General features: G+C 62.9%; 18 protein-coding genes, 2 pseudogenes and 1 riboswitch. Of the genes and pseudogenes, 13 read left to right on the top strand and 7 right to left on the bottom strand.

All coding sequences use genetic code 11. From position 1 onward, the window contains the following. Nucleotides 1-51 precede the first annotated feature (51 nt). Complete coding sequence (gene tsaA, locus RRU_RS11385) at nucleotides 52-543, top strand: tRNA (N6-threonylcarbamoyladenosine(37)-N6)-methyltransferase TrmO (protein ID WP_011390047.1); 492 nt, start codon at nucleotides 52-54, stop codon at nucleotides 541-543. A 161-nt stretch (nucleotides 544-704) separates the two neighbouring features. Here the strand turns inward: tsaA and ribB are convergent, their stop codons facing one another. Beyond that, nucleotides 705-1,349 carry a 3,4-dihydroxy-2-butanone-4-phosphate synthase gene (gene ribB, locus RRU_RS11380; RefSeq protein WP_011390046.1) on the bottom strand — a complete coding sequence of 215 codons (645 nt, stop codon included), beginning with the start codon at nucleotides 1,347-1,349 and terminating at the stop codon, nucleotides 705-707. Between the two features lie 147 nt (nucleotides 1,350-1,496). Then, nucleotides 1,497-1,654: riboswitch (FMN riboswitch) on the bottom strand. Nucleotides 1,655-1,840: 186 nt separating this feature from the next. On the opposite strand from ribB, the gene RRU_RS11375 reads away from it, so the two are divergent. Together RRU_RS11375 and bfr are read left to right on the top strand one after the other, a co-directional pair. Beyond that, nucleotides 1,841-2,053, top strand: coding sequence for a (2Fe-2S)-binding protein (locus tag RRU_RS11375; protein ID WP_011390045.1), 213 nt, complete (start codon nucleotides 1,841-1,843; stop codon nucleotides 2,051-2,053). A 165-nt stretch (nucleotides 2,054-2,218) separates the two neighbouring features. Beyond that, nucleotides 2,219-2,698: a bacterioferritin gene (gene bfr / locus RRU_RS11370; RefSeq protein ID WP_011390044.1), complete on the top strand. Its 480-nt coding sequence runs from the start codon at nucleotides 2,219-2,221 to the stop codon at nucleotides 2,696-2,698. Nucleotides 2,699-2,920: 222 nt separating this feature from the next. On the opposite strand, the gene RRU_RS11365 is transcribed toward bfr, so the two are convergent. The 3 genes from RRU_RS11365 to RRU_RS11355 form a co-directional block, all read right to left on the bottom strand. After that, entirely contained in the window at nucleotides 2,921-3,400 is a 480-nt protein-coding gene (locus RRU_RS11365) for a MaoC family dehydratase (protein ID WP_011390043.1), read from the bottom strand. 30 nt (nucleotides 3,401-3,430) lie between these two features. Then, nucleotides 3,431-4,789, bottom strand: coding sequence for an ABC1 kinase family protein (locus RRU_RS11360; RefSeq protein ID WP_011390042.1), 1,359 nt, complete (start codon nucleotides 4,787-4,789; stop codon nucleotides 3,431-3,433). Between the two features lie 162 nt (nucleotides 4,790-4,951). After that, nucleotides 4,952-6,745, bottom strand: a complete 1,794-nt coding sequence (locus RRU_RS11355; protein WP_011390041.1) for a M3 family oligoendopeptidase — start codon at nucleotides 6,743-6,745, stop codon at nucleotides 4,952-4,954. A gap of 147 nt (nucleotides 6,746-6,892) precedes the next feature. Between RRU_RS11355 and RRU_RS11350 the strand changes: the two genes are divergently transcribed. The 3 genes and pseudogenes from RRU_RS11350 to RRU_RS11340 all read left to right on the top strand — a co-directional run bounded on the left by RRU_RS11350 (nucleotide 6,893) and on the right by RRU_RS11340 (nucleotide 11,364). Continuing rightward, nucleotides 6,893-8,710 carry an AMP-dependent synthetase/ligase gene (locus RRU_RS11350; protein WP_011390040.1) on the top strand — a complete coding sequence of 606 codons (1,818 nt, stop codon included), beginning with the start codon at nucleotides 6,893-6,895 and terminating at the stop codon, nucleotides 8,708-8,710. A 151-nt stretch (nucleotides 8,711-8,861) separates the two neighbouring features. Continuing rightward, nucleotides 8,862-9,710, top strand: a pseudogene (locus tag RRU_RS11345) (IS256 family transposase). A gap of 316 nt (nucleotides 9,711-10,026) precedes the next feature. Then, nucleotides 10,027-11,364, top strand: coding sequence for a serine/threonine protein kinase (locus RRU_RS11340; protein ID WP_011390036.1), 1,338 nt, complete (start codon nucleotides 10,027-10,029; stop codon nucleotides 11,362-11,364). On the opposite strand, the pseudogene RRU_RS11335 reads toward RRU_RS11340, so the two are convergent. Continuing rightward, a pseudogene (locus tag RRU_RS11335) lies at nucleotides 11,355-11,790 on the bottom strand (transposase); the annotation flags it as partial. The gene RRU_RS11340 and the pseudogene RRU_RS11335 sit on opposite strands and share 10 nt — an antisense overlap. Before the next feature lie 616 nt (nucleotides 11,791-12,406). Here RRU_RS11335 and RRU_RS11330 point away from each other — a divergent pair. The 6 genes from RRU_RS11330 (at nucleotide 12,407) to RRU_RS11305 (ending at nucleotide 19,970) form a co-directional block, all read left to right on the top strand. Then, nucleotides 12,407-15,913 carry an indolepyruvate ferredoxin oxidoreductase family protein gene (locus RRU_RS11330; protein WP_011390034.1) on the top strand — a complete coding sequence of 1,169 codons (3,507 nt, stop codon included), beginning with the start codon at nucleotides 12,407-12,409 and terminating at the stop codon, nucleotides 15,911-15,913. 23 nt (nucleotides 15,914-15,936) lie between these two features. Continuing rightward, nucleotides 15,937-16,167: a DUF1778 domain-containing protein gene (locus RRU_RS20210; RefSeq protein WP_081467698.1), complete on the top strand. Its 231-nt coding sequence runs from the start codon at nucleotides 15,937-15,939 to the stop codon at nucleotides 16,165-16,167. After that, nucleotides 16,127-16,744 (top strand): pyridoxamine 5'-phosphate oxidase family protein, encoded by a 618-nt coding sequence (locus RRU_RS11320; RefSeq protein WP_011390033.1) that lies wholly within the window; start codon nucleotides 16,127-16,129, stop codon nucleotides 16,742-16,744. The genes RRU_RS20210 and RRU_RS11320 overlap by 41 nt, the downstream gene beginning before the upstream one ends. A 240-nt stretch (nucleotides 16,745-16,984) precedes the next feature. Next, on the top strand, nucleotides 16,985-18,139 hold the full coding sequence (locus RRU_RS11315; protein WP_011390032.1) for a Re/Si-specific NAD(P)(+) transhydrogenase subunit alpha: 1,155 nt from the start codon (nucleotides 16,985-16,987) through the stop codon (nucleotides 18,137-18,139). A 3-nt stretch (nucleotides 18,140-18,142) separates the two neighbouring features. Further along, a complete protein-coding gene (locus tag RRU_RS11310; RefSeq protein WP_011390031.1) occupies nucleotides 18,143-18,562 on the top strand; it encodes an NAD(P) transhydrogenase subunit alpha in 420 nt (139 codons plus the stop codon). A gap of 13 nt (nucleotides 18,563-18,575) precedes the next feature. Then, nucleotides 18,576-19,970 (top strand): NAD(P)(+) transhydrogenase (Re/Si-specific) subunit beta, encoded by a 1,395-nt coding sequence (locus RRU_RS11305; RefSeq protein WP_011390030.1) that lies wholly within the window; start codon nucleotides 18,576-18,578, stop codon nucleotides 19,968-19,970. Nucleotides 19,971-20,060: 90 nt separating this feature from the next. Here RRU_RS11305 and RRU_RS11300 read toward each other — a convergent pair whose 3' ends face one another. Together RRU_RS11300 and RRU_RS11295 are read right to left on the bottom strand one after the other, a co-directional pair. Continuing rightward, nucleotides 20,061-20,960, bottom strand: coding sequence for a proline iminopeptidase-family hydrolase (locus RRU_RS11300; RefSeq protein ID WP_011390029.1), 900 nt, complete (start codon nucleotides 20,958-20,960; stop codon nucleotides 20,061-20,063). Between the two features lie 89 nt (nucleotides 20,961-21,049). Then, the gene (locus RRU_RS11295; RefSeq protein ID WP_011390028.1) at nucleotides 21,050-21,769 is read right to left on the bottom strand and encodes a LuxR family transcriptional regulator; all 720 of its coding nucleotides are present in this window, start codon (nucleotides 21,767-21,769) and stop codon (nucleotides 21,050-21,052) included. Nucleotides 21,770-22,111: 342 nt separating this feature from the next. Here RRU_RS11295 and RRU_RS11290 point away from each other — a divergent pair, with 342 nt between their 5' ends. Next, nucleotides 22,112-23,797: an ABC transporter substrate-binding protein gene (locus RRU_RS11290; RefSeq protein WP_011390027.1), complete on the top strand. Its 1,686-nt coding sequence runs from the start codon at nucleotides 22,112-22,114 to the stop codon at nucleotides 23,795-23,797. Nucleotides 23,798-23,817 lie beyond the last annotated feature (20 nt).

Below are 23,817 nucleotides of genomic sequence, written 5' to 3'. Positions count from 1 at the left end.
TTTGCTAAAACGGTTCGCCCCGCTTTTCCCCGGCCTCGAATGGAGCAGACCATGGACGACAGACGCGAGGGCGAAATCGCCCTCGATTTCGATCCCGTCACCCGTAAGGACGCCTCGGTCGCCTTTATCGGCCATATCCAAACGCCCTGGACCTCGCGCGATGAGGCGCCGCGCAATGTGATCGAGGCCCGCGAGCGCTCGACCGAGCCGGCGCGCATCACCCTTGACCCGGCTTTCGCCCCCGGCCTCGCCGGGCTGGCCGGCCACAGCCATGTCGTGGTGCTGTATTGGATGGACAAGGCGCGGCGCGATCTGATCGTGCAGTGTCCGCGCCATTCGGAAGGGCCGCGCGGCGTGTTCTCGTTGCGCTCGCCCCTGCGCCCCAATCCGGTGGCCCTGGCGGCGGTGCCCTTGCTGTCGGTCGATATCGCCGCCGGCGTGCTGACCGTCGGCCCGCTCGATTGCCTGAACGGCACGCCGCTGATCGACATCAAACCCTATTACGTCTCGACCGACTGCCATCCCACCGCTTGCAGCCCCTAAAGCCAATTCCGCGCGCTCTGAACCAGGGCGCGGCGTTGATTTGCTTGACTATCAAGGTCCTAGAGCGGTGAGCGTGAAATCTAGTCCCCGCTCACCGCTCTAGGAAAACCGGCGGCGGCGCCGCTTGGCGACAAGCCCCGCCCGGTGCCGCCGCAAAAGGATCAGCGGGCGCCGACGGCGACCAGATCCTCGATGCTGACGATGGGCAGGCCATGGGCTTGGCCATAGCCGATCAGGGTCGGCAGGCGGGCCATGGTGCCATCGGGGTTCATCACCTCGCACAGCACCCCGGCCGGGCGCAGCCCCGCCAACCTCATCAGGGCGATGGTCGCCTCGGTATGGCCCCGGCGCGCGCTCAGGCCATCGGCATGGGCGCGCAAGGGGAAGACGTGGCCGGGGCGGGCCAGATCATCGGCGGTGCTGGCGGGATCGATGGCGGCGCGGATGGTGGTGACCCGATCGGCGGCCGAGACCCCGGTGGTCACGCCCTCGCGCGCCTCGATCGAGACGGTAAAGCCGGTGCCGTTGCGCGAGGTGTTGTGGGCGACCATCGGCGGCAAAGCCAGACGATCAAGGTCGGGGTCGGTCAGGATCAGGCAAACGATGCCCGAGCCATCGCGGATCATCCGGCTCATCTGTTCGGCTGTCAGGGTTTCGGCGGCGAAAATAAGGTCTCCCTCGTTTTCGCGGTCCTCATCGTCAACGACGATGACCCCCTGGCCCTGGCGCAGGCTGTCAACGGCGCGGGAAACCCGCTCCTGGGCGGTGCCGGGAAGAGAGAGGGGATTGGCAAAGATCTGATTCATGGTTCTCACCTTTAAGACTGGGCGAGCCTGAATCAGGGCGGCAGAGGACTTCCCCGGGCGGCGGACAGGAGTCCGCCTTCCAGGGTGTGAGCAAAGCGCCATCCCCCGACCAAGCGGGAACGCCGCGGGCGGGGGAGGGGGATGTCACCTCGTTCTCTTCCATCCGGACTATACCGTCGGCTCCGGCTTCGCACCGGATCTGCTGGACCCCTTCACCACCGGCAAAGGGCGCTCGCGGGCTGTCCCCCCCGTGAAAGGGAAGGATTACCGCCGGTCGGGAGTTTCACCCTGCCCTGAGAACAAGCATCTATGGCGCCGACCTTTTAGAGGGGCCGACGGACCGCAGGGTCGACCCGGGCGCGATCGATGTCAAGCCCAAGCCGAAGACGCGCTTTGATCGAAAAAATGAGAACGATAATGCGATTGACTTGCAAATATGGAGTCGCTAGGTTTTGAGTGGTTTTAATCTGGAACCGGCGGGAGACTTCTCCATGTATGTTTGCATTTGCAACGCCTTGACCGACCGTCACGTGCGCGAGGATGTGCAGGGCGGGGCCCGCTCCGCCGGCGCGGTGTTCGCCCGCCGCGGCGTCCGTCCGGTCTGCGGCAAATGCGGCGATTGCATGCGAGCCCTGGTCCGTGAAACCCGCGAGACCTCGTCATCATCCGCCGATGTCGGCGCCTTGCTGATGGCGGCGGAATAATCCCCCTCGCGCGCCATAAACGCCGCCCTCCCTTAAACCCTTCGCTCCGCTTGCCTATATGTCCCCTAGACCCGGGGGATGCGATCCATGCGTCCCTTACGGATAACCGGCGCGCGGGCTGCGGCCCCCTCGTGATGCCCCGTGCGCCCAAAGGGGACGACATCGATGAAGGGTGATCCCGCGATCATCAAACGCCTGAACGGCGTTTTGAAAAACGAACTCACCGCGATCAACCAGTATTTCCTGCATGCCCGCATGCTGCAGAACTGGGGGCTTACCCGGCTTGGCAAGCGCGAATTCAAGGAATCCATCGAAGAGATGGAGCATGCCGACAAGCTGATCAAACGGGTGTTGTTCCTGGAAGGCCTGCCCAATCTGCAAGACCTGGGCAAGCTGCGCATCGGCGAAACCGTGCGCGAGGTGCTGGAAAACGATCTGGCCTTGGAACTGGCGGCGCGCGACACCCTGGTCGAGGGCGTGGCCGAGGCCGAAGCGGCCCAGGATTTCGTCTCCCGCCAAATTCTCGATGAGATCCTCGAAGATACCGAAGAACACATCGACTATCTGGAAACCGAGATCGGCCTGATCGATCAGGTTGGCCCGCAGAACTACATCCAATCGCAGATCGACGCCGGCGAAAGCTGAAAAAAAACGCCCAGACCGGCGCCCTCCGGTCCAACAGAAGTCCGCCAGCCCCCCCCTTGTCGGGCAGGGCTGGCGGAAGCTTGGAGTAGTGAAGCGGGGAGCAGATCTCATGCCCGCCGTTCTAGAGTTTGTCAGGGAAAAGTGGGCACCGCTTTTCCCGAAAAGACAAACTCAAACAAAGGGATCCAGGGTCTGTCCGCTTCAGCATCAAGCGGACAGACCCTAAGGCCGGCGGAAGACCACCACCTTGGCCGTCGAGCGCTGGACCACCTCGCCGCGCTGGTTGAGGGTGTCGCTTTGGCAGGTGACGATGGCGCGGTCGGGGCGGGACTTCGACGGGGTGATGGCCAGCACGGTGGTTTCAACGTGAAGCTCATCGCCCGGTCGCGTCGGATTGGGCCAGCTAAGCTCGGTCCCGGCGCCGATGATGCCCTGGGCCAGCGGCAGGCCGCTGGTGACAAGCAGGCGCATGGTGATGGCGGCGGTGTGCCAGCCGCTGGCCGCCAGACCGCCAAACAGGCTGTGGCGCGCCGCCTCCTCGTCGAGATGAAAGGGTTGGGGGTCGAATTCGCCGGCGAAGGCCTTGATCGCCGCCGCCTCGACCCGGTGGCGAGCGCTGTCGAAGCGATCGCCCACCGCAAGGTCTTCAAGAAAAAGCCCGGCCCGGGGGAGCGGGGTCTGCTGCTGCGTCTCTGCGGTCATCAAGCGTGGCTCCCCCGGGATGAAAAAAGGTCAGCCCACGCCCAGGTCACTGGGCACGAGGCCGACGCCGGTCAGGGCTTCGGTCTGGCGGCGGGCCAGGGCGTCGACATCGAAATTGTCGATCAGCTCGTGGAACATCTGGAACCAGTTGATCTCGGCTTTCAGATGCCAGAAGACGCTGCCCAGACCGATGGCCGCCCGGTCCATCAGCACGAATTCGCGCGGCGGGGTGACGCCGCCGATCGCCTTGAGATCCTGGTGGACCTTTTCGGCGACCTGTCGGCCCTGATTGCCGCCCATCGGCAGATCTTCCTGGATATTGCGCACCCGGTCTTCCAGAAGCGGGCCATAGATGAACTTGGCCCATTGGTTGAGGACGGCGATCGTGTCCTTGGACAGATCGCGAAATCCCCAGCAATCATAAGCGTGTACGGCGCGTTCCTGATCGTTGTCGCGCAGGGCGATATAAAGATCGATCACCCCTTGGACGAAGACCGGGCGGAAGACGCGGATGGTGCCGAAATCGAGCAGGTTCACCGAGAAGTCTTCGCGCACCGTGTAATTGCCCAGATGCGGGTCGCCATGGATGACGCCGTAGTCATAGAAGGGCACATACCAGGCGCGGAACATATTATAGGCGAGGTGGTTGCGCTCTTCCGGGCTGTGATTGATGAAGGTCAGCAGGCGTTCGCCCTGCAGCCAAGTCATGGTCAAAAGCCGCTTCGTCGACAGATCGGCGATCGGTTCGGGAACATGAACGCCGGCCTCGTCGCGCAGCATATGGCGATAAAGCCGCATGTTGCGGGCTTCGCGGGCGTAATCGAGTTCCTCGCGCAGCCGCTCGGTGATCTCGGCGTGGATCTCGGTCGGGTCGATGGCGCCGTCATAGCGCCGATAGAGGCCGATGATGATCTTGAGCTGGCTGAGGTCGGCCTCGACGGTCGAGTCCATATCGGGATATTGCAGCTTGCAGGCCAAAGCCCGGCCATCGAGGTGGATGGCGCGGTGGACTTGGCCAAGCGAGGCGGCGGCGACCGCGTCGTGATCGAAGGAGGCGAAGCGGCCCAGCCAGTTGGGACCCAGTTCGGCGGTCATCCGCCGTTTGACGAAGGGCCAGCCCATGCGTGGCGCATCGGCCTGAAGCTGGGTCAGCTCGGCGGTGAATTCCTGGGGCAGGGCGTCGGGGATGGTGGACATGATCTGCGCCACCTTCATCAAGGGGCCCTTCAGTCCGCCCAGGGCCTCGCGCAGATCCGAGGCCATGCGCGCCCGATCGCCCTTGAAACCCAGGTATTTCTCGCCGGCCGCCCGGGCGGCGATGCCGCCCATCGCGGTGGAGACGCGGGCATAGCGGCGAAACCGCCCACCAAGGGAATTGCTTTCGGTCATAGGGTCATCCCGTTACGGCCAAGGCGGTGGCTGATGCCACCGCCTTTAGAGCGGTATGTGTGAAACCTAGTCTTCGGACACCGCTCTACAATGCTGATATCGAAGCAAATCGTCGTCGCGATCTGGTCCAGATCGCTCGGGGATTTGCTTTAGGGAGGGGGCTCACGCCACCTCTTCCAGTTCGTCAATGAAGCCCTTCAACACCCCAAGCCCGCGCTTCCAGAAATCCGGGTTGGAGGCGTCGAGCCCGAAGGGGGCGAGAAGCTCCTTGTGGCGCAGCGTTCCCCCCGCGCCCAGCATATCCAGGTATTTCGCCTGGAAGTCGGGAACGCTCCCCTCCTGATAGACCGCATAAAGCGAGTTCACCAGACAGTCGCCGAAGGCATAGGCGTAGACATAGAACGGCGAGTGGATGAAATGGGGGATATAGGTCCAATAGGTGCGGTACTCGGCATCGAAACGGAAGGCCGGACCGAGACTTTCGGTCTGCACCTCCATCCAGATCTCGCACAGGCGATCGGGGGACAGCTCGCCTTGCAGGCGCTCGCTATGCACTTTGTGCTCGAAGGTGTGGAAGGCGATCTGGCGGACCACCGTGTTGATCATGTCCTCGACCTTGCTCGCCAGCATGATGCGCCGACGCTTGGCGTCGCCGGCGGAATCGAGCATGGCGCGGAAGGTCAGCATCTCGCCAAAGACCGAGGCCGTCTCGGCCAGGGTCAGCGGCGTATCCGACAACAGCGGCCCCTGGCGGGCGGCCAGCACCTGATGAACGCCATGGCCCAGTTCATGGGCCAGGGTCATGACGTCGCGGGTGCGGCCCATGAAGTTGAGCAGCAGGTAAGGATGGGCCGAGGGCACGGTGGGATGGGCGAAGGCGCCCGAGGCCTTGCCCGGGCGGGCGGGCACGTCGATCCACGGATTGTCGAAGAAGCGCTTGCCCACCGCCGCCAATTCGGGCGAGAAGGCGCCGTAAGCTCCCAGAACGGTGTCGCGGGCCTGATCCCAGGTGAAGCGGCTGTCATCGGCTTCGGGCAGGGGGGCGTTGCGGTCCCAATAATCCAAGGTGTCGCGGCCGAACCATTTGGCCTTCATCTGGTAATAGCGGTGCGAGAGGTCGCCATAGCTGCCGCGCACCGCCGAGACCAGGGCGTCGACCACGGCGTCTTCCACCTGATTGCCCAGGTTGCGCGCCGCCATCGGATGGGCGTAGCCGCGCCAGGAATCATCGATCTGCTTGTCTTTGGCCAGGGTATTGGTGATACGCGAAAACAGCCGCAGATTGTCTTCCAGAACGCCGCCGATGGCCTTGGCGGCGGCCTTGCGGCGCTCGGGCTGGGGATCGGACAGGCGATCGAAGGCTTCGGTCGAGGTCAGGGTCTCGTTGTCGATGGGGAAGCGCAGATGGGCGACGGTTTCGTCGAACAGCCGCATCCAGGCCGAGCTGCCCGCCACATCCTTTTCGTTGAGCAGGCGTTCCATGTCATCGGAGAGCTGATGCTTGCGGAAGGCCCGCAAATCGCGAATCCACGGCGCATAACGCCCGGCCAGCGGATTTTTCAGCTTTTCGGCCAGGGCGTCGTCGTCGATAAGGTTTATTTCCAGGGTGAAGAACAACATCTGACTCGAGATGGCCGTGCCTTTTTCCATCATCGCCTGATGGAACTGACCGATGGCGACATCGGTCACATCGCCGGCCTGCAGCAGCTGCGAATAGCTGAGAATGCGATAAAGCGTCTCGGATAGGCGCTCGAAGGCGACGATGGCTTCGCCCAGGGCGGCGCCATCAAGCCCGGCGACCTTGCCGGCGTAAGTGTCGCGGAAGGCCTTGGCCCCGCTTTCGGTTTCGGCAAGATCGGTCTTCAGGGCCGCGGAGTCGGGACCATCATAGAGATCGCCGAGGTCCCAGACGGGAAGAGGGGAAACAGCGTTCGCCTGGGCGGCAACATGCGTCATGAAGACTCTCTCCTTGGGCTATGCACAGGGCGCCCCCCGTGGGGTGCCTACGCGGTCAATATGGGGCGGGGTTTGGAAACAGAAAAGAGACAGGTTATGGTGATAGACCGCCGGGCCACATCGGCGGATCGGGGAGGAAGAGAGTCAGTGTCCGAATATCGGTATCCGGCGGTAAACTACGAAACCTGCGGCAACCTGCTTGCGATGTTCCTGGCCCAAGCCGAGCGGTTTGGCGAGCGACCATTCCTGTGGTCCAAAAGCGAGGGGGGTTATGCGCCGTGGAGCTGGGCCTCGGTCCACGATCAGGTGATCGCTCTCGCCAATGCGATGATCGACCAGGGCCTCGCCCCCGGCGATCGCGTCGTTCTGGCCTCGGAGAACCGCCCGGACTGGACGATCGCCGATCTGGCCATTCTGGCGGCGGGCGCCATCCCGGTTCCGGCCTATGCCACCCATACGGAAGCCGACCATCTGCATGTGCTCGACAATGTCGAGGCGGCGATGGCGATCGTCTCGACGCCGCTGGTCGCCGAGCGCTTCCTGCGCGCCGCCGCGCGGGCCAAACGGCGGCCGCTGGTGGTGATGATGGATTTCGACGACGCCGTCGTCGTGCCCGCGGGGCTGACCGTTCTCGCCTGGAACGCCATGATGGCCGAAGGCGAGGGGCGCGGTGTCCCCGCCGTCGTCCATCGCATCCAGACCGATGATTTGGCCTCGATCATCCATACCTCGGGAACCGGCGGCACGCCCAAGGGGGTGATGCTGGCCCACCGCTCGATCCTGCATAATTGCCACGGCGCCTTCAAACTGCTGGAGACCATCGGCCTGGAGGAAGAGGTTTTCCTGTCCTTCCTGCCGCTCTGCCATTCCTATGAGCACACCACCGGGCTGTTCTTCCCGATCTCGCTGGGCGCCCAGGTCTATTTCGCCGAAGGGGCCGAGACCCTGGCGGCCAATATGGTTGAAGCCAAGCCGACGATCATGACGGCGGTGCCAAGGCTTTACGAAATGATGCGGGCGCGCATCCTGCGCGCCGTCGAGAAGGAAGGCGGCCTGAAGGAAAAGATGTTCCGCGAGGCCGTCGATCTTGGCCGTCGCCGCATGGACGATCCCGCCAGCCTTGGCGTCAAGGACAAGCTGACCGACGCCGCGCTTGATAAGCTGGTGCGCCATGCGGTCAAGGCGCGCTTCGGCGGCCGGCTGAAGGCGATGATCTCGGGCGGCGGGCCGCTCAACCCCGATGTCGGCTATTTCTTCCGCGCCCTGGGCATTCCGGTGCTTCAGGGCTACGGCCTGACCGAGACGGCGCCGGTGGTGTCGTGCAACATGCCCAAGAAGGTCAAGATGAACACCGTGGGGCCGGCGCTCTATGGGGTCGATATCCGCATCGCTAGCGATGGCGAGATCCTGGTCAAGGGTCCGCTGGTCATGGATGGCTATTGGAACGACCCGGAAAGCACCCGGGCCGTGCTCGATCCCGACGGCTGGCTGCATACGGGCGACGTTGGCACCCTTGACGAGGACGGCTTCATCCAGATCACCGACCGCAAGAAGGACCTGATCGTCAATTCGGGCGGCCACAATATCTCGCCCCAGCGCGTGGAAGGGATCCTGGGGCTGGAGCCCGAGATCGGCGTCGGCGTCGTCTTTGGCGACCGCATGCCCCATCTGGTCGCCCTGATCGTGCCCGAAAAGGAGTTTCTGGCGCGGTGGTCGAAGGAGACCGGCAAACCGGCCGATCTGGCCCTGGTCTATGAGGACGCCGATCTGCGCCAAGCCATCGGCAAGGCGGTCGAGCGGGCCAATGCCAAGCTGGGAACGGTGGAAAAAATCCGCAAATTCGCCCTCCTCCCCGAGCCGATGAGCGTCGAGAACGACCAGCTCACCCATTCGATGAAGGCCCGGCGCCACGTTCTGCGCGACCGCTATGGCGCGCTGATCGCCGGGCTTTATAGCGGCGCCTAAGGGTCTTTCCGGCGGCAAGGCGGTCCCCCCAAACGCCCCAGGGGGGATGTCTTCTGTCGGGGTTTGCGCGATTTGATGGTAAGCGGTATTCTGGGGAACTGTCAGGAATTTCGTGTGCGGGCGGGCATAATGGGTAAAAAGGAGATGCCCTATGTCCCGACGCAAAGAACCGGCGATCCCGAATGCGCTTCTCGATCAACTGTTGGCGGGCGGTGATGCCAGCGCGGCCTTTGAGCAGGGTGGCCTGCTTGATGCGCTGAAGAAGGCGCTGACGGAACGTACCTTGAACGCGGAGATGGACCACCCTCTCGCTGGCGGGAATGGGGCCGGCAACACGCGCAACGGCTACGGCCGGAAGACGGTGATGACGGATACCGGCAGCCTTGCGATCGACGTGCCGCGCGACCGTCAGTCAAGCTTCGATCCGTAGATAATCGCCAAGGATCAGCGCCGCTTTCCCGGTTTTGACGAAAAGATCGTGTCGATGTACGCGCGCGGTATGAGCAAGCGCGAGATCACCGGATATTTCCAAGAGTTGTACGGTATCGACGTTTCGCCCGACTTGATCAGCACGGTGACGTGTGCGGTGCTCGACGAGATCGTGGCAGCGGCCGCTGGACTCGGTTTATCGGCTTGTCTTCTTCGACGCGATCCGGGTGAAGATCCGCAACGAAGGCATGGTTCGCAACAAGGCGATCCACATCCCGCTGGGTGTGCACGCCGACGGAGCCAAGGATGTGCTCGGCCTATAGCTGGAGCAGAACGAGGGAGCCAAATTCTGGCTGCGGGTAATGATTGAGGCCTTAAACGCGAAGCTCAGGCGGGGGCCGTCCGCGTCAGGGGGCATTTCCCCAGCGACGAGGCCGCCACTAAACTGCTCTGCCTGATCTTGAACCGCTCAGAGAAAGAGTGGAAAACGCCGCTACGTGAGGGATCCATGGCCAAGGTCCAGTTCGCCGTCATCTTCGGCGATCGCTTCATTCGAGCCATGGTGGCGTAAGGTTTAACCGCCCGCCCGCACACAAAATTCCTGACAGTCCCGTTGGAAATGTCAACCCCTACGACCGCGCCAGCATTGTCCCGAACGCATTGTCGGCGTCTTCACCTGAGTTTTTCGCCAATCTTATTGTGCATTTAAGGCCAATCCTGTCATGACCGCCCTCTTCGAGGATAATGTTTCGCCGAAAAGGCGGCAGTTCCCGGAGTTTCTGGCGCATCAAGTTGATTTGCGCAGCCTCTGCGGCACCGCTGGTCGGACCAGCTAAAAGCATGTTAGATGAAATGGAGGCGCAGACACGCTATCGTCAACGAGGGGCATGATGAAGAAAGCCGACGCTAAGGGTGGAAACGGAGACATATATTATCTGGGTGATGGTAAGACAGTAAAAAAAGTATTACGCAATACGAGCACAGAAGATCGGCGCCCGCGCTTTATAAAAGAAATAGATGTTCTTCGAAAATTAGAAGGAGAGGGATTTAGCAACATAGTTAAAGTTATAGACTACGATATTATTAATGATAATAATCCCTGGTACACAATGAAACGCTATCGAGGAGATTCAAATATAATCATCGATTTGACTCGGGGCAACGCTTGTAAGGCTGCCAAGTTGCTCCTTCCCGTGGCCGAAACTCTAATGCGGTTGTCGGAACGTGATCCTCCTATATTTCATCGTGATCTCAAGCCAGAAAACCTTTTGGTCGGTGGGTCTGATGACGATCCGAGATTGCTCATCGCCGATTTTGGCTGCGCGTATTTCGCGAGCGAAGATGATCGCCTCACGCCCGAATTTCGGGCGGTCGGAGCAGCTAATTATCGTGCTCCGGAATACCATCATGGACGCGTTGAAGAGGTTACCGAGAAAGGCGACATCTTTTCCCTAGGGAAGATTCTGTGGTTCTTCATCAATGGCATAAAAGACGATATATTCCCCTACACGCTTTGGTTTCCGGACTTGTACAATCTTTCCGCCCGATTCCAGGGCGTCGCAGGCATCGCGAAGGCCAATCTTCTGATTGCCGCCGCCACTCATCATGACGCCGCCCATCGACTTTTATACATCGATTTCATCGCTCAGTTGCGGAGCCTCGCTGAGATGGACATTGCTGAAGAGAATGATGACGATCTGAATGTCAGGGCTCTTATGTTCGACGAACAAATGCGATTGAACACAGAACGGCGGGAAAAAATCGTAACCGATCTGCTCTTGTTGTTCATGAGTGACCTATCGAGGGCAATCGGGAGTCTGCCGCAATTTTCGGAGACCACGCGCATGCGCGAAGTGCGAGGTTTTGAAATTAACAACATCGTGAAAGGCGTGGTCAGACAATCTAGTAACCAACCTGTGTGGAATTACGAAGGTCAATCTCTAAAAATAGAGACCATAATTCGTCCATATGAGGAATGGTATGCTGTCGGCCCATTGATACAGCCGAGAACCGAAGAACCATTTATTGTATTTAAAATTTGCGCTTACAACCAAAAAAGACATAAAAACAATTATGATATAATATATATTATAGATAAAGAGAATGGTATTTCACAGATAGTTGATAATACTCAAATTTTTCATGATGAAAAAAATCTCTATTCGATCTTCGAGAAGGCCGTACGGTTCGTCACCGCTTTACCAATCCGCATTGATTATGAGTGATGCGCCCATTTGCGTCGTCCGATTGTCATAATGCGCCATGGTTGATCGACGATTTTGTTTCATGCCTCGCAGCAGTGGTCGATGATGCCGTAGGAGGTGAAGACGCGGTTCGAGAGTCAGTTATCGCGCATGAACTGCCAGATGTTTTCGACCGGGTTCAGTTCGGGACATTTGGCTGGTAGCGCGATGATGCTAATATTGGCGGGCACGTCGAGCTTGTCGGTGGTGTGCCAACCAGCCTGATCCATCAGCACGACCGTCTTCGCGTCGGGGGCGATGGCGAGCGATATCTCGATCAGGTGAAGCGCCCTTGTTTCGGTGTTGCAGAAGGGCAGGACCAGCCCGGCCCCCTTGCCCTGTTCCGGGCAGATCGCGCCAAAGATAGAGGCCAATTTCGTCCGCGGATCTTTTTGGCGCCGATGGCCGCCCCCGCCAGGACAGCCCCTCCGGTCGGCTACGCCGCCCTAAGGGGCCATCCTGGCAGCGCTCCTACATCACATCCGGGGACACGATCTATCCGGCGTCGCGGTGCTGCTCATTTTGCACGGTCTCGACGCCGACGAGGTGGAGCGGGTTTTCCGCCACCCTCTGGGCCGCTGCCATCTGCGACCATTCGGGGGATCGAGACATGGCTCGGGGCCGAAGCTTCGCCCTCGACATCCTGTGCAAAAGCGGCGGCGCCAACGTCGGACAGGCCCTCTGGGCGGGGCAATCAGCCTCGATCTCATCTTCGTCTACAAGGCCATATGATCAGCGTTGAGCAGCTCGGGGGATGTCTTCTGTCGGGTTTTGCGCGATTTGCGGGCTGGGTCTTTCGCCTGGACGGCGATTGTCGATCTTTCCTTGCTTTCCTTTGGCCACGGTCCTCGCGCCGATTGTCGCTTGCGCCCCCATAACCCACCTTTTCAATAAGATAAAGCCATCCGCCCCAAAAGAAGGCGGGGGCGGTGCGCGGTTGGGTCGGCGAACGGGCCGCCGCGTTCTGGGAGGATAGGGGCGCGGGGCCGGTTCGCCCGGGCGCGCCCATGGGGAGGCCCGCGCGATGACGATCCAAGCGCCGATCAACCGATCCGAGCTCTCGCCACAGGCCTTTGCGCCGGAGCTTGAGGATAAATACGCCCTGACCGGCGGCCGGGCCTATATGACCGGCACCCAGGCCCTGGTCCGTCTGGCCCTGGCCCAGCGCCGCAGCGACCGCAAGGCCGGTTTGGACACTAGGGGCTTCATTTCGGGCTATCGCGGCTCGCCGCTTGGCGGCTTCGACAAGGAATTGTGGAAGGCCCGGCCGTGGCTGGAGGCCGAGGGCATCGTGTTCAAGCCCGGGATCAACGAGGATCTGGCCGCCACCGCCGTTTGGGGAAGCCAGCAGGTCGGCCTGTTCAAGGGCGCCCGCCAGCAAGGCGTGTTTGGCATCTGGTATGGCAAGGGACCGGGGATCGATCGCAGCGGCGATGTGTTCAAGCACGCCAATAACGCCGGCACCGCGCCTTTGGGCGGCGTCTTGCTGATCGCCGGCGATGACCATGCCGCCAAATCCTCGACCGCCGCCCATCAGTGCGAATACTCCTTCATGGACGCCATGATCCCGGTGCTCCATCCCGCCGGCCTTGAAGAGGTGATCTCCTTCGGGCTGTTCGGTCTGGCGCTTAGCCGCTATTCGGGATGTTGGGTGGCGCTGAAGACCATCGCCGAGACGGTGGATTCCTCGGCCCCCGTTCTGCTTGATCCCGACCCGCCGGCCTTCTTGTTGCCGGCCGAAGGGCAGGCCCCAGTTGGGGGGCTGCATATCCGCTGGCCCGATCCGGCGCTCGATCAAGAAGCCCGGCTGATGCGCCACAAGCTTTACGCGGCGCTGGCTTTCGCCCGGGTCAATCGCATCGACAAGGTGGTGATGGATAGCCCGGTGCCGCGCCTGGGCATCGTCAGCGTCGGCAAGGCCTATCTCGATGTTCGCCAAGCGCTGGACGATTTGGGGATCGATCCGGCGATGGCGGCGGCGATCGGCCTGCGCCTCTATAAGGTTGGGATGCCCTGGCCGCTGGAACGCGAGGGGGTGCGCGCCTTCGCCGAGGGGCTGGAGGAGATCCTCGTCGTCGAGGAAAAGCGCGCCGTCGTCGAAAACCAGATCAAGGAACAGCTCTATAACTGGCGCGAGGATGTCCGCCCGCGCGTCGTTGGCAAGTTCGACGAGAGCGGGGCGTGGCTGCTGCCTAGCGCCGGCGAACTGACCCCGGCGATGGTCGCCCGCGCCCTGGCCGGGCGCATCGGCCGGTTCGTCACCGGGCCGTCGATCCGCGACCGCCTGGACTGGCTGGAACGCAAGGACGCAGCCCTGGCCGGGCCGACGGCGGTTCTCAAGCGCCTGCCGACCTATTGCGCCGGCTGCCCCCATAACACCTCGACCACCCTGCCCGAGGGATCGCGGGCCCTGGCTGGCATCGGCTGCCATTACATGGTCACCTGGATGCCCGAACGCGCCACCGCCACCTTCAGCCAGATGGGCGGCGAGGGGGTGGCCTGGATCGGTCAGGCGCCGTTCACCGATGAGCCCCATGTCTTCGTCAATCTGGGCGATGGCACCTATTTCCATTCGGGGATTCTGGCGATCCGCGCCGCCGTCGCCGCCGGGGTCAACGTGACCTATAAGATCCTGGTCAACGACGCGGTGGCGATGACCGGCGGTCAGCCGATCGATGGCCTGCTCAGCGTTGATGGCCTGTCGCGCCAGCTGGAAGGCGAGGGGGTGGGCAAGATCGTCGTCGTCTCCGACGAGCCCGGCAAATACCCGATTGGCACGGTTTTCGCCGCCGGCGTCACCATCCGCCACCGCGATGATCTGGACGCCATCCAGAAGGATCTGCGCGGCTGGCCCGGGGTGTCGGCGATCCTTTATGATCAGACCTGCGCGGCGGAAAAGCGCCGTCGCCGCAAGCGCGGGCTGCTGGCCGATCCCGATCGCCGGGTTTTTATCAATGATCTGGTCTGCGAGGGCTGCGGCGATTGCGGCAAGGTCTCCAATTGCGTGGCGATCGAGCCGCTGGAAACCGAGTTCGGCCGCAAGCGCTCGGTCGATCTATCGGCCTGCAACAAGGATTACTCCTGCCTCAAGGGCTTCTGCCCCAGTTTCGTGACCGTCAGCGGCGCCGAGGTCCGCCGCCCCGAAGGGGTTGGCGAGGTGGCCTTTCCCCCTTTGCCCGAACCGCGATTGGCCGATCTGGGCGCGCCTTATTCGATCCTCGTCACCGGCATCGGCGGCACCGGGGTGGTGACGATCGGCGCCCTGCTCGGCATGGCCGCCCATCTGGAAGGCAAGGGGGTGACGGTGCTTGATCAAACCGGGCTGGCCCAAAAGAACGGCGCGGTGACCACCCATGTCCGCATCGCCGCCAGCCAGGAGGCTTTGCACGCCGTGCGCATCGCCGCCGGCAACGCCAATCTGCTGCTGGGCTGCGACGCTTTGACGGCGGCCGGTCCCGAGGTGCTGGCCAAGGCGCGGCCAAGGGCCACCGACGCGGTGATCAATACCCGTCCGGTGATGACCGCCGCCTTCACCCGCGATCCCGACAGCCGCTATCCCGAGGCCGAGGTGCGCGCGGCGCTGAGCGCCACCACGCGCCGCGCTTTTTTCCTCGATGCCACGACCATCGCCACGGCGCTGATGGGGGACTCGCTGGCAACCAATCCCTTCATGATCGGCTATGCGTGGCAAAAGGGCCTGCTGCCGCTGGGCCGCGCCGCCATCGAACGGGCGATAACCCTGAATGGCGCGGCGGTGGCCTTCAATCTTGAAGCCTTGCTGTGGGGCCGCCGCGCCGCCCATGATCTGGAGGCGGTGACGGCCCTGCTCGACCGGGCGGGCGGCGGGCCCGAACACCACCGGCGCTCCGAGAGTGTGGCCGAGACCATCGAGCGGCGGGCGACGTTCCTTGCCGCCTATCAGAACGCGGCGCTGGCGGCGCGCTATCGCCGGCTGGTCGAGGCGGTGGTCGCGGTCGAAAAACGGGTGAGGCCAGGGGGCGAGGCGCTGAGCGAGGCGGTCGCCAAGGCTTACTTCAAGCTGCTGGCCTATAAGGATGAATACGAGGTGGCGCGGCTCTACAGCGACGGCCGCTTCGCCCAGGCCCTGGCGGCGCGCTTCTCGGGCAAGCCGCGACTGACCGTGCATCTGGCGCCGCCCTTGATGAGCCCGCGCGATCCAACCACCGGCCGGTTGCGCAAGCGCGCCTTCGGCGCCTGGATCTTTCCGCTTTTCCGCCTGCTCGCCCGGCTCAAGGGCCTGCGCGGCACGCCTTTCGATCCCTTCGGCCAAACGAGCGAGCGCCGCCTGCAGCGCCGGTTGATCACGGAGTACGAAACGACCCTGGGGGTGATCTTGGAGCGCGTCGATCCCCAGGGCTATGATCTGGCCGTCGAGATCGCCGGCCTGCCGCTGGAGATGCGTGGCTTCGGTCCGGTGCTGGTTGAGGCCGTGACCAAAGCCCAGGCCCGCGAGCGCACCTTATTGGCCGCCTTCCTCGCCCCCCGGCCTTTGGCCTCGGCGGCGGAATAAGCACCCGAAGGAAAGGAACGATCATGGCTGTTGGGCGGAGAGGACGATCCATCGACGGTGATAAGAGGGGGCGGGTGGACGTCCTCGTCTTATCGGACCAAGATATGGCGCGGTTCCTAGCACTTCTGGACAAGCCGCCGGCGCCGACGCCAGCCCTGCGCGAAGCCGCCCGCCGCTATTTTCTTCACCCTTCTTTGCCCAGGATCCCCCCCGATGGCCGAGGATACCCGTCTGACGACGATCGCCGAGCTTGAAGCGCTTTATGGCCGCCCGTCGGGAGGGGCGGTGAGCAAGGAAACCGATCATCTGATCGCGCCCTATCGCCGTTTCGTCGAAGCCGCGCCTTTTCTCAGTCTGGCCACCCGGGGCGAGAAGGGCGTGGAATGCTCGCCGCGTGGCGATGCTCCGGGCTTCGTCAAGGTGCTTGATCCCCGGACCCTGCTGGTGCCCGATCGCAAGGGCAACCGGCGCATGGAATCTTTGCGCAATATCCTGACCGATCCCCATGTCGCCCTGCTGTTCCTGATCCCCGGGGTCGGCGAGACCCTGCGGGTGCGCGGCCGGGCGATCATCTCCACCGATCCCGCCTTGCTCGCGCTTGGGACGATGCGGGGCACCCCGCCGTTGTCGGCCCTGGTGGTCAGCATTGACAGCGTGCTGTTCCAATGCTCGCGGGCGATCGCCCGTTCGGGGCTGTGGACCGACGAGGCGCGTGTTGAGCGCGCAAGCCTACCCACCGCCGGCGAAATGCTCAAAGCCACCGATGCCACTTTCGATGGCGATGGCTTCGATCAGGCCTGGAAGACCGAAGAAAAGGCCGGGATGGTTTGATCGGGCGCTTTTGCGCGGCGACCCCACGGAAATCCGGGCTTTACGACCCGGGGTAATTCGCTTATGCGAAAGATCTTGGGGTCTTGTTCGCCCCGGCTTACCGCCGGGGAAGCATGAAGTCCGGCTAAAATGCGGCGTTTCCGGTCGACCGGTCTTGTGTCGGGATGGGGGAACGGGCATGGTTCCGCCCTTGGGCTCGATAAGACCTTAGACCGTCTCACGACAATTGATGGGTGCGTTATGAAGATCGCTATTCCAAAAGAGCGACGCCCCGGCGAGGATCGCGTCGCCATCTCTCCCGAGGTGGTGAAGAAGCTCGTCGGCCTGGGGTTCGAGGTGATCGTCGAACAAGGGGCCGGTGTCGGCGCGTCGATAACCGACGATGCCTTGACCGCCGCCGGCGCCACCATCGCCAGCACGGCGGCGCAGGCCCTGTCCCAGGCCGATGTGGTCTGGAAGGTACAGCGGCCGATGACCGCCGAGGAGGGCACCGACGAGGTCGCCCTGATCAAGGAAGGCGCGGTCCTGATGTGCCATCTTGGCGCCCTGACCAACCGTCCGGTGGTCGAGGCCCTGACCAAGCGCAAGATCACCGCCTATGCCATGGAACTGATGCCGCGGATCAGCCGCGCCCAGTCGATGGATATCCTTTCCAGCCAGTCGAACCTCGCGGGCTATCGCGCCGTGATCGACGGCGCTTATGAATTCGCCCGCGCCTTTCCGATGATGATGACCGCCGCCGGCACCGTGCCGCCGGCCCGCGTGCTGGTGTTTGGCGTCGGCGTCGCCGGATTGCAGGCGATCGCCACGGCCAAGCGCCTGGGCGCCGTGGTCATGGCCACCGACGTTCGCGCCGCCACCAAGGAACAGGTGGAAAGCCTGGGCGGCAAGTTCATCACCGTCGATGACGAGGCGATGAAGACCGCCGAGACCGCCGGCGGCTACGCCAAGGAAATGGGCGAGGAGTTCCGCAAGAAGCAGGCCGAGGCCGTGCTCAAGGAACTGGTCAAGACCGATATCGCCATCACCACCGCCCTGATCCCCGGCAAGCCCGCGCCGGTGCTGATCACCGAGGAGATGGTGACCAAGATGAAGCCGGGCAGCGTCATCATCGATCTGGCCGTCGAAGCCGGCGGCAATTGCCCGCTGTCGGAGCCGGGCAAGATCGTTGTCAAACACGGCGTCAAGATCGTTGGCCACACCAACGTCCCCTCGCGCGTCGCCGCCGACGCCAGCCCGTTGTTCGCCAAGAACCTTCTGAACTTCCTCACCCCCCACGTCGACAAGGACACGAAGACGCTGGTGATGAAGCTCGAGGACGAAACGGTTTCGGGCACCTGTGTGACCCGCGATGGCGCCATCGTCCATCCGGCGCTGACCGGACAGGGAGCATAAGCGATGGAAGACAAGAACATCCTCGTCGAGGGCTTCAATCAGCTCTCGCAACAGGCCCTTGAATTGTCCCAGCATGCCCAGGCCCTGGCCCTTCAGGCCAGCCATGCGGTTCTGCCGGCCGCCGCCGCCACGGAAGGCGCCAGCGAGTTCTGGTGGCTGATGACGGTTTTCGTCCTGGCCTGCTTCATCGGCTTTTATGTGGTGTGGTCGGTGACCCCGGCCCTTCACAGCCCGCTGATGGGCGTCACCAACGCCATTTCCTCGGTCATCGTCGTCGGGGCGCTGATCGCCACCGGTCCTGAAGCCTTCAGCGCGTCGAAGGTGCTGGGCTTCTTCGCCATCCTGCTTGCGAGCGTGAACATCTTCGGCGGGTTCATCGTGACCCAACGAATGCTGGCCATGTTCAAGAAGAAGCAGAAGTAAGGGGCACGCGACCATGACGCATAGTCTTACCATGGCGGCCTATATCGTCGCCGGCGTGCTCTTCATTCTCGCCCTGCGCGGCCTGTCCAATCCGGAATCGGCGCGCAACGGCAACCGCATGGGCATGGTCGGCATGGCGATCGCCATCCTGACCACGCTGCTGTCGCCTTCGGTTCAGGCCTATGCCTGGATCGTCCTGGCGATCGCCATCGGCGGCGCCATCGGCACGGTGATCGCCAAAAAGGTGCTGATGACCGCCCTGCCGCAGCTTGTCGCCGCCTTCCACTCGCTGGTCGGCATGGCCGCCGTGCTGGTGGCCACCGGCGCCCTGCTCAATCCCGAAGCCTATGGCATCGGTTCGGCCGGGGCGATCCACGCCGGATCGCTGGTTGAAATGTCGCTCGGCCTGGCCGTCGGCGCCATCACCTTCTCGGGATCGGTGATCGCCTTTGGCAAGCTTCAGGGGCTGATCGCCGGCAAGCCGGTGACCTTCCCGATGCAGCATCCGCTGAACGCCGTGCTTGGCATTCTGCTGGTCGTGCTGCTGGTGGTCTTCGCCGCCACCGAAAGCCACACCGCCTATTTCGCCCTGATGATCCTGGCCTTCGCCCTTGGCTTCTTGCTGATCATTCCGATCGGCGGCGCCGACATGCCGGTCGTCATCTCGATGCTCAACAGCTATTCGGGCTGGGCGGCTGCGGGCATTGGCTTCACCCTGGGCAATCCGCTGCTGATCATCGCCGGCGCCCTGGTCGGGTCGTCGGGCGCCATCCTCAGCTACATCATGTGCAAGGGCATGAACCGCTCGATCTTCAACGTCATCCTGGGCGGCTTCGGCAGCGAGGGCGGCGTAGCGGCGGCCGGTGGCGCGGCCGGCGATCGTTCGGTCAAGGCCGGCAGCGCCGAAGACGCGGCCTTCATCATGAAGAACGCCTCGAAGGTCATCATCGTGCCCGGCTATGGCATGGCGGTGGCCCAGGCCCAGCACGCCCTGCGCGAAATGGCCGATGTGCTCAAGAAGGAAGGCGTCGAGGTTTCCTACGCCATCCATCCGGTGGCCGGCCGTATGCCCGGGCATATGAACGTGCTGCTGGCCGAGGCCAATGTGCCCTATGACGAGGTCTTCGAGCTCGAAGAGATCAACAGCTCGTTCCAGACCGCCGATGTCGCCTTCGTCATCGGCGCCAACGACGTGACCAACCCGGCGGCCAAGACCGATCCGTCGAGCCCGATCTACGGCATGCCGATCCTTGACGTTGAAAAGGCCGGAACCGTGCTGTTCATCAAGCGCTCGATGGCCTCGGGCTATGCCGGCGTCGAGAACGAACTGTTCTTCCGCAACAACACGATGATGCTGTTTGGCGACGCCAAGAAGATGACCGAGCAGATCGTCCAGGCGATGAACTGACCGCTTGAGAGCGGTCATTGATTACGAAAAAGGGCGGGACCGGCAGCGGTCCCGCCCTTTGCGCGATTAGGCGACGCCTTTTGCCCGGGATCAGCCGTCGTGGCGATCAAGGAAGGCGGCGACCGCGCCCAGGCAGATATCCTTTACTTCGACATGGGGCATGTGGCTGGAGTCCGGGAAGACCGCCCATTCCGCTTTGCCGATGTGATCGATGAACGGCTGGATGCAGGCCTGGGTCGCCTCATCGAAGGCGCCGCGATAAATGAAGGTCGGCACGTCGATCCTGGGCAGGCGGTCGATGACGCTCCAGTCGCGCAGGGTGCCGATCACGTGGAATTCGGTGGGGCCGTTCATGGTGACGTAAACGGTGGGGTCGTCATCGACGGCGGCGAAGGTGCGCGCCACCTCGGGCGGCCAGGGGGTGACGCGGCAGACGTGGCGGTCATAAAAGGCCCGGCTCGCCGCCTTGTAGTCGGGATGGTCGGTGGTTCCGGCCGCTTCATGGGCGGTGAGGGTGGCCCTGACCTCGGCGGGCAGTTCGGCGCGCAGTCCGGCGGCGGCGGCGGTCCACAACGGCATCGAGGCCAGGGAATTGGCCAGGGTCAGCGAGAGCAGGCCGGCAGGTTGGCGCACCGCGTGCTCGGCGCTCAACATGCCGCCCCACGACTGGCCAAGCAGGTGATAGCGCCCGGCGATGCCGAGATGGGCCAGCAGCGAGTCGAGTTCGTCAAGGAACAGCTCGACCGTCCAGAAATCCGCCCCCTTGTCGCGCAGATGGGTGGAGCGGCCATTGCCGATCTGGTCGTAGTGCACAACCGCCCGTCCGCTCCCGGCGATCTCTTTGAAGGAATCAACATAGTCGTGGGTACAGCCCGGACCGCCGTGGGCGATGACCAAGGGCGCCTTGGCCGCCTTCAGATCGCCGGTGACCCTGTACCAGGTCTGAAACTCCCGAAACGGGGCGAACCCCTCAACGCTTTCAATTGCCACCCTTTGGCCCTCCGCGATCGTTCCTTGGAACTGGAAATCCCCAGCCTAGGGGCCATCGGCGCGGTCCGACAGCTGTCAAAACCCATAGGTTATAACAAGCGGTAGTAGGCGGCGCGGGCGATCGCCTGGAAGCGGTTGCGCGCCCCCAGCTTGCGGGTGGCGGCGCTCAGGTGGAAAACCACGGTGGGCACCGAACGGTCGATGCGATAGGCGATCTCCTTGGCGGTCAGGCCCTCGCCGCAAAGCGCCAAACACTCGCGCTCGCGTCGGGTCAGGTGAACAACCGGGCAAAGATGGCTGGCGGCCGGAAACCCGGGATAAACCCGGTCGTGAAAGCTTTGGCCGAGCAGGCCCAGGCTCGAGAGCCGATCCTCGGGCGGGAAGGGCGCGCCGCTCGGGGCAATCGCCGTGAAGGTGGCCAGCGCCCCCTCGCCGCAGCGGATCGGCACCGTGACGCCGCGGGTCAGGCCACGGTGCCGGAGATAGTCCAGAACCGGTCGGTGCTCGGCGCGCAGAACCCGGGCCATGACATCGCTTTGGTCACCCTCATGGGACCAGACGAAGGGCGCGCTGACCAACAGGGCGGCGTCTTGCACCGGATCGATCTGATAATACCCCTGTTTGCACCAGATCTCAGCCATATCGACCGGCAGATTGCGGGTTTCCAGGATGGTCGGGGTGATCAGGGTGCCGTCATGGGCGCGCGGAACCGGCGAGTAATCATAGAGCACGGCGGCGAAGCCAAGCGCCATCGCCTGCCGGCAGGCGGCGTCGAGGTGGGCGTCAAAACCGGGAGAGGCCGTCGTCATCCTGGAAGCCCTCGTCATCGAACACGGCGCATAAGCCTAATCCTTGCTCAGCAAAGCGTCAAACCGGCCTCCCCTCGTAAAAGATCGGGGGAATGCCCAAATCCTTGGCAGTCCTCGCCTTGAATCTGAGCAAGGGCGACCAAGGTTACACTCTTTAAAAGAATAGTGGGAATATCTTTCCCTTTTTAGTTTTGCTTGGCCCGGATTTCCGACCTTTGATCCTATCAAATTTAACAGGATGGTCCGGGCCTTGCAGTGCTGATCCAATGCTGAGCGTCCCTATCGCGATCAGAAGCTTTCCACCACAGTCCGCAACGGCACAGGTCCAAGGGTGAAATGACAATGAGATCAGTGAAATCGACGGCGCGAACGGCCTTTCTCGCCCTGTCTTGCGCCGCCCTGGCTGGCGGCCTGTGGGCGGCCTCCGGACCCGCGGCCCAGGCCGAGGAGGGCAAGCGCGGCGGATCCCTGCGGCTGCTGGCCCGCGCCGGTGGCGGCACGCTTGATCCCCATATCAATTATACCGCCCAGTATTTCCAAACGAATTTCATTCTTTATGACGGCTTGGTCGGCTTCAAGAAGGCCAATGGTAAGGACGGCAACGCCATCGTCGCCGATCTGGCCGAGGCCCTGCCGACGGTCAGCGACGACGGCAAGACCTATACCTTCACCCTGCGCAAGGGTGTCCGCTTCTCCAATGGTCAGCCGGTGACCACCGGCGATGTCGTCGCCTCGTTCCAGCGCATCTTCAAGGTGTCCAGCCCGACCGCCGGAACCTTCTACAACGGCATCCTCGGCGCCGATCACTGTCTGGCCGAGCCGGCGGGGTGCACCCTGGCCGAGGGGGTGAGCGCCGATCCGGCCAGCGGCACGATCGTTATCAAGCTGGCGGCGGCCGATGCCGAGTTCCTGCAAAAGCTGTCCTTGCCCCATGCCGCCATCCTGCCCGCCGACGCCCCGGCCAAGGATGTCGGCACCGATGCCATCCCCGGCACCGGGCCCTATAAGATCGAAAGCTACGACCCCAATACCCGCCTGCGTCTGGTGCGCAATCCCTATTTCAAGGAATGGAGCAAGGACGCCCAGCCCGACGGCTATGTCGACGAGATCAACTATGACTTCGGTCTGACGGAAGAGGCGGCGATCACCGCCATCCAGAACGGTCAGGCCGACTGGATGTTCGATCCGCCGCCGCCCGATCGCCTGCCCGAGCTCGGCACCAAATACGCCAAGCAGGTTCACCTCAATCTGCTCGCGGCGATGTGGTATGCGCCGATGAACGTCAATCTGGCACCGTTCAATGACGAGCGGGTGCGCAAGGCGGTCAATTACGCCGTCGATCGCGGCGCCCTGACCAAGCTGTTTGGCGGGGCCAATCTGGCGACGCCGGCCTGCCAGATCCTGCCGCCCGACTTCCCCTCCTATGAGGCCTATTGCCCCTATACCCAGGCGCCCGGCGCCAAATGGTCCAAGCCCGATCTGGAAAAGGCCAAGGCCCTGGTCAAGGACTCGGGGACGGCGGGGCAGAAGGTGACGGTGATCGTCGAGGATAACGCGGTGGCGCGCTCCATCGGCGTCTATCTTCAGGGCGTGCTTGCGCAGCTTGGCTATGACGCCTCGGTCAAGCCGATCTCGCAGAACATCCAGTTCACCTATATCCAGAACACCGCCAACGCGGTGCAGATCAGCGTCTCGCAGTGGTATCAGGATTACCCGGCGGCCTCGAACTTCCTGAACGTGCTGTTTAGCTGCGGCTCCTTCCACCCGGGCTCGGATTCCTCGATCAATATGTCGGGCTTCTGCGACAAGACCATCGATGCCCAGATCACCGAGGCCCTGGTCACGGCGACGAAGGATCCGGCGAAGGCGGCGACCCAATGGACGGCCATCGATAAGGCGATCACCGACAAGGCGCCGGTGGCCGTGTTGTTCACCCCCAAGCAGGTCACCTTCCTGTCGGCGCGGGTGAAGGGCTTCGTCTTCAATAATCAGACGAAATGGCTGATCAGCCAGTCGTGGGTCGAGTGAGCCGAGAGGATCGTCGCGTC

It is taken from the genome of Rhodospirillum rubrum ATCC 11170 (assembly GCF_000013085.1).
GTDB classification, from domain to species: domain Bacteria; phylum Pseudomonadota; class Alphaproteobacteria; order Rhodospirillales; family Rhodospirillaceae; genus Rhodospirillum; species Rhodospirillum rubrum.
The sequence above is the reverse complement of the archived record's forward strand: the minus strand, read 5'-3'. Positions and strand labels throughout refer to the sequence as shown.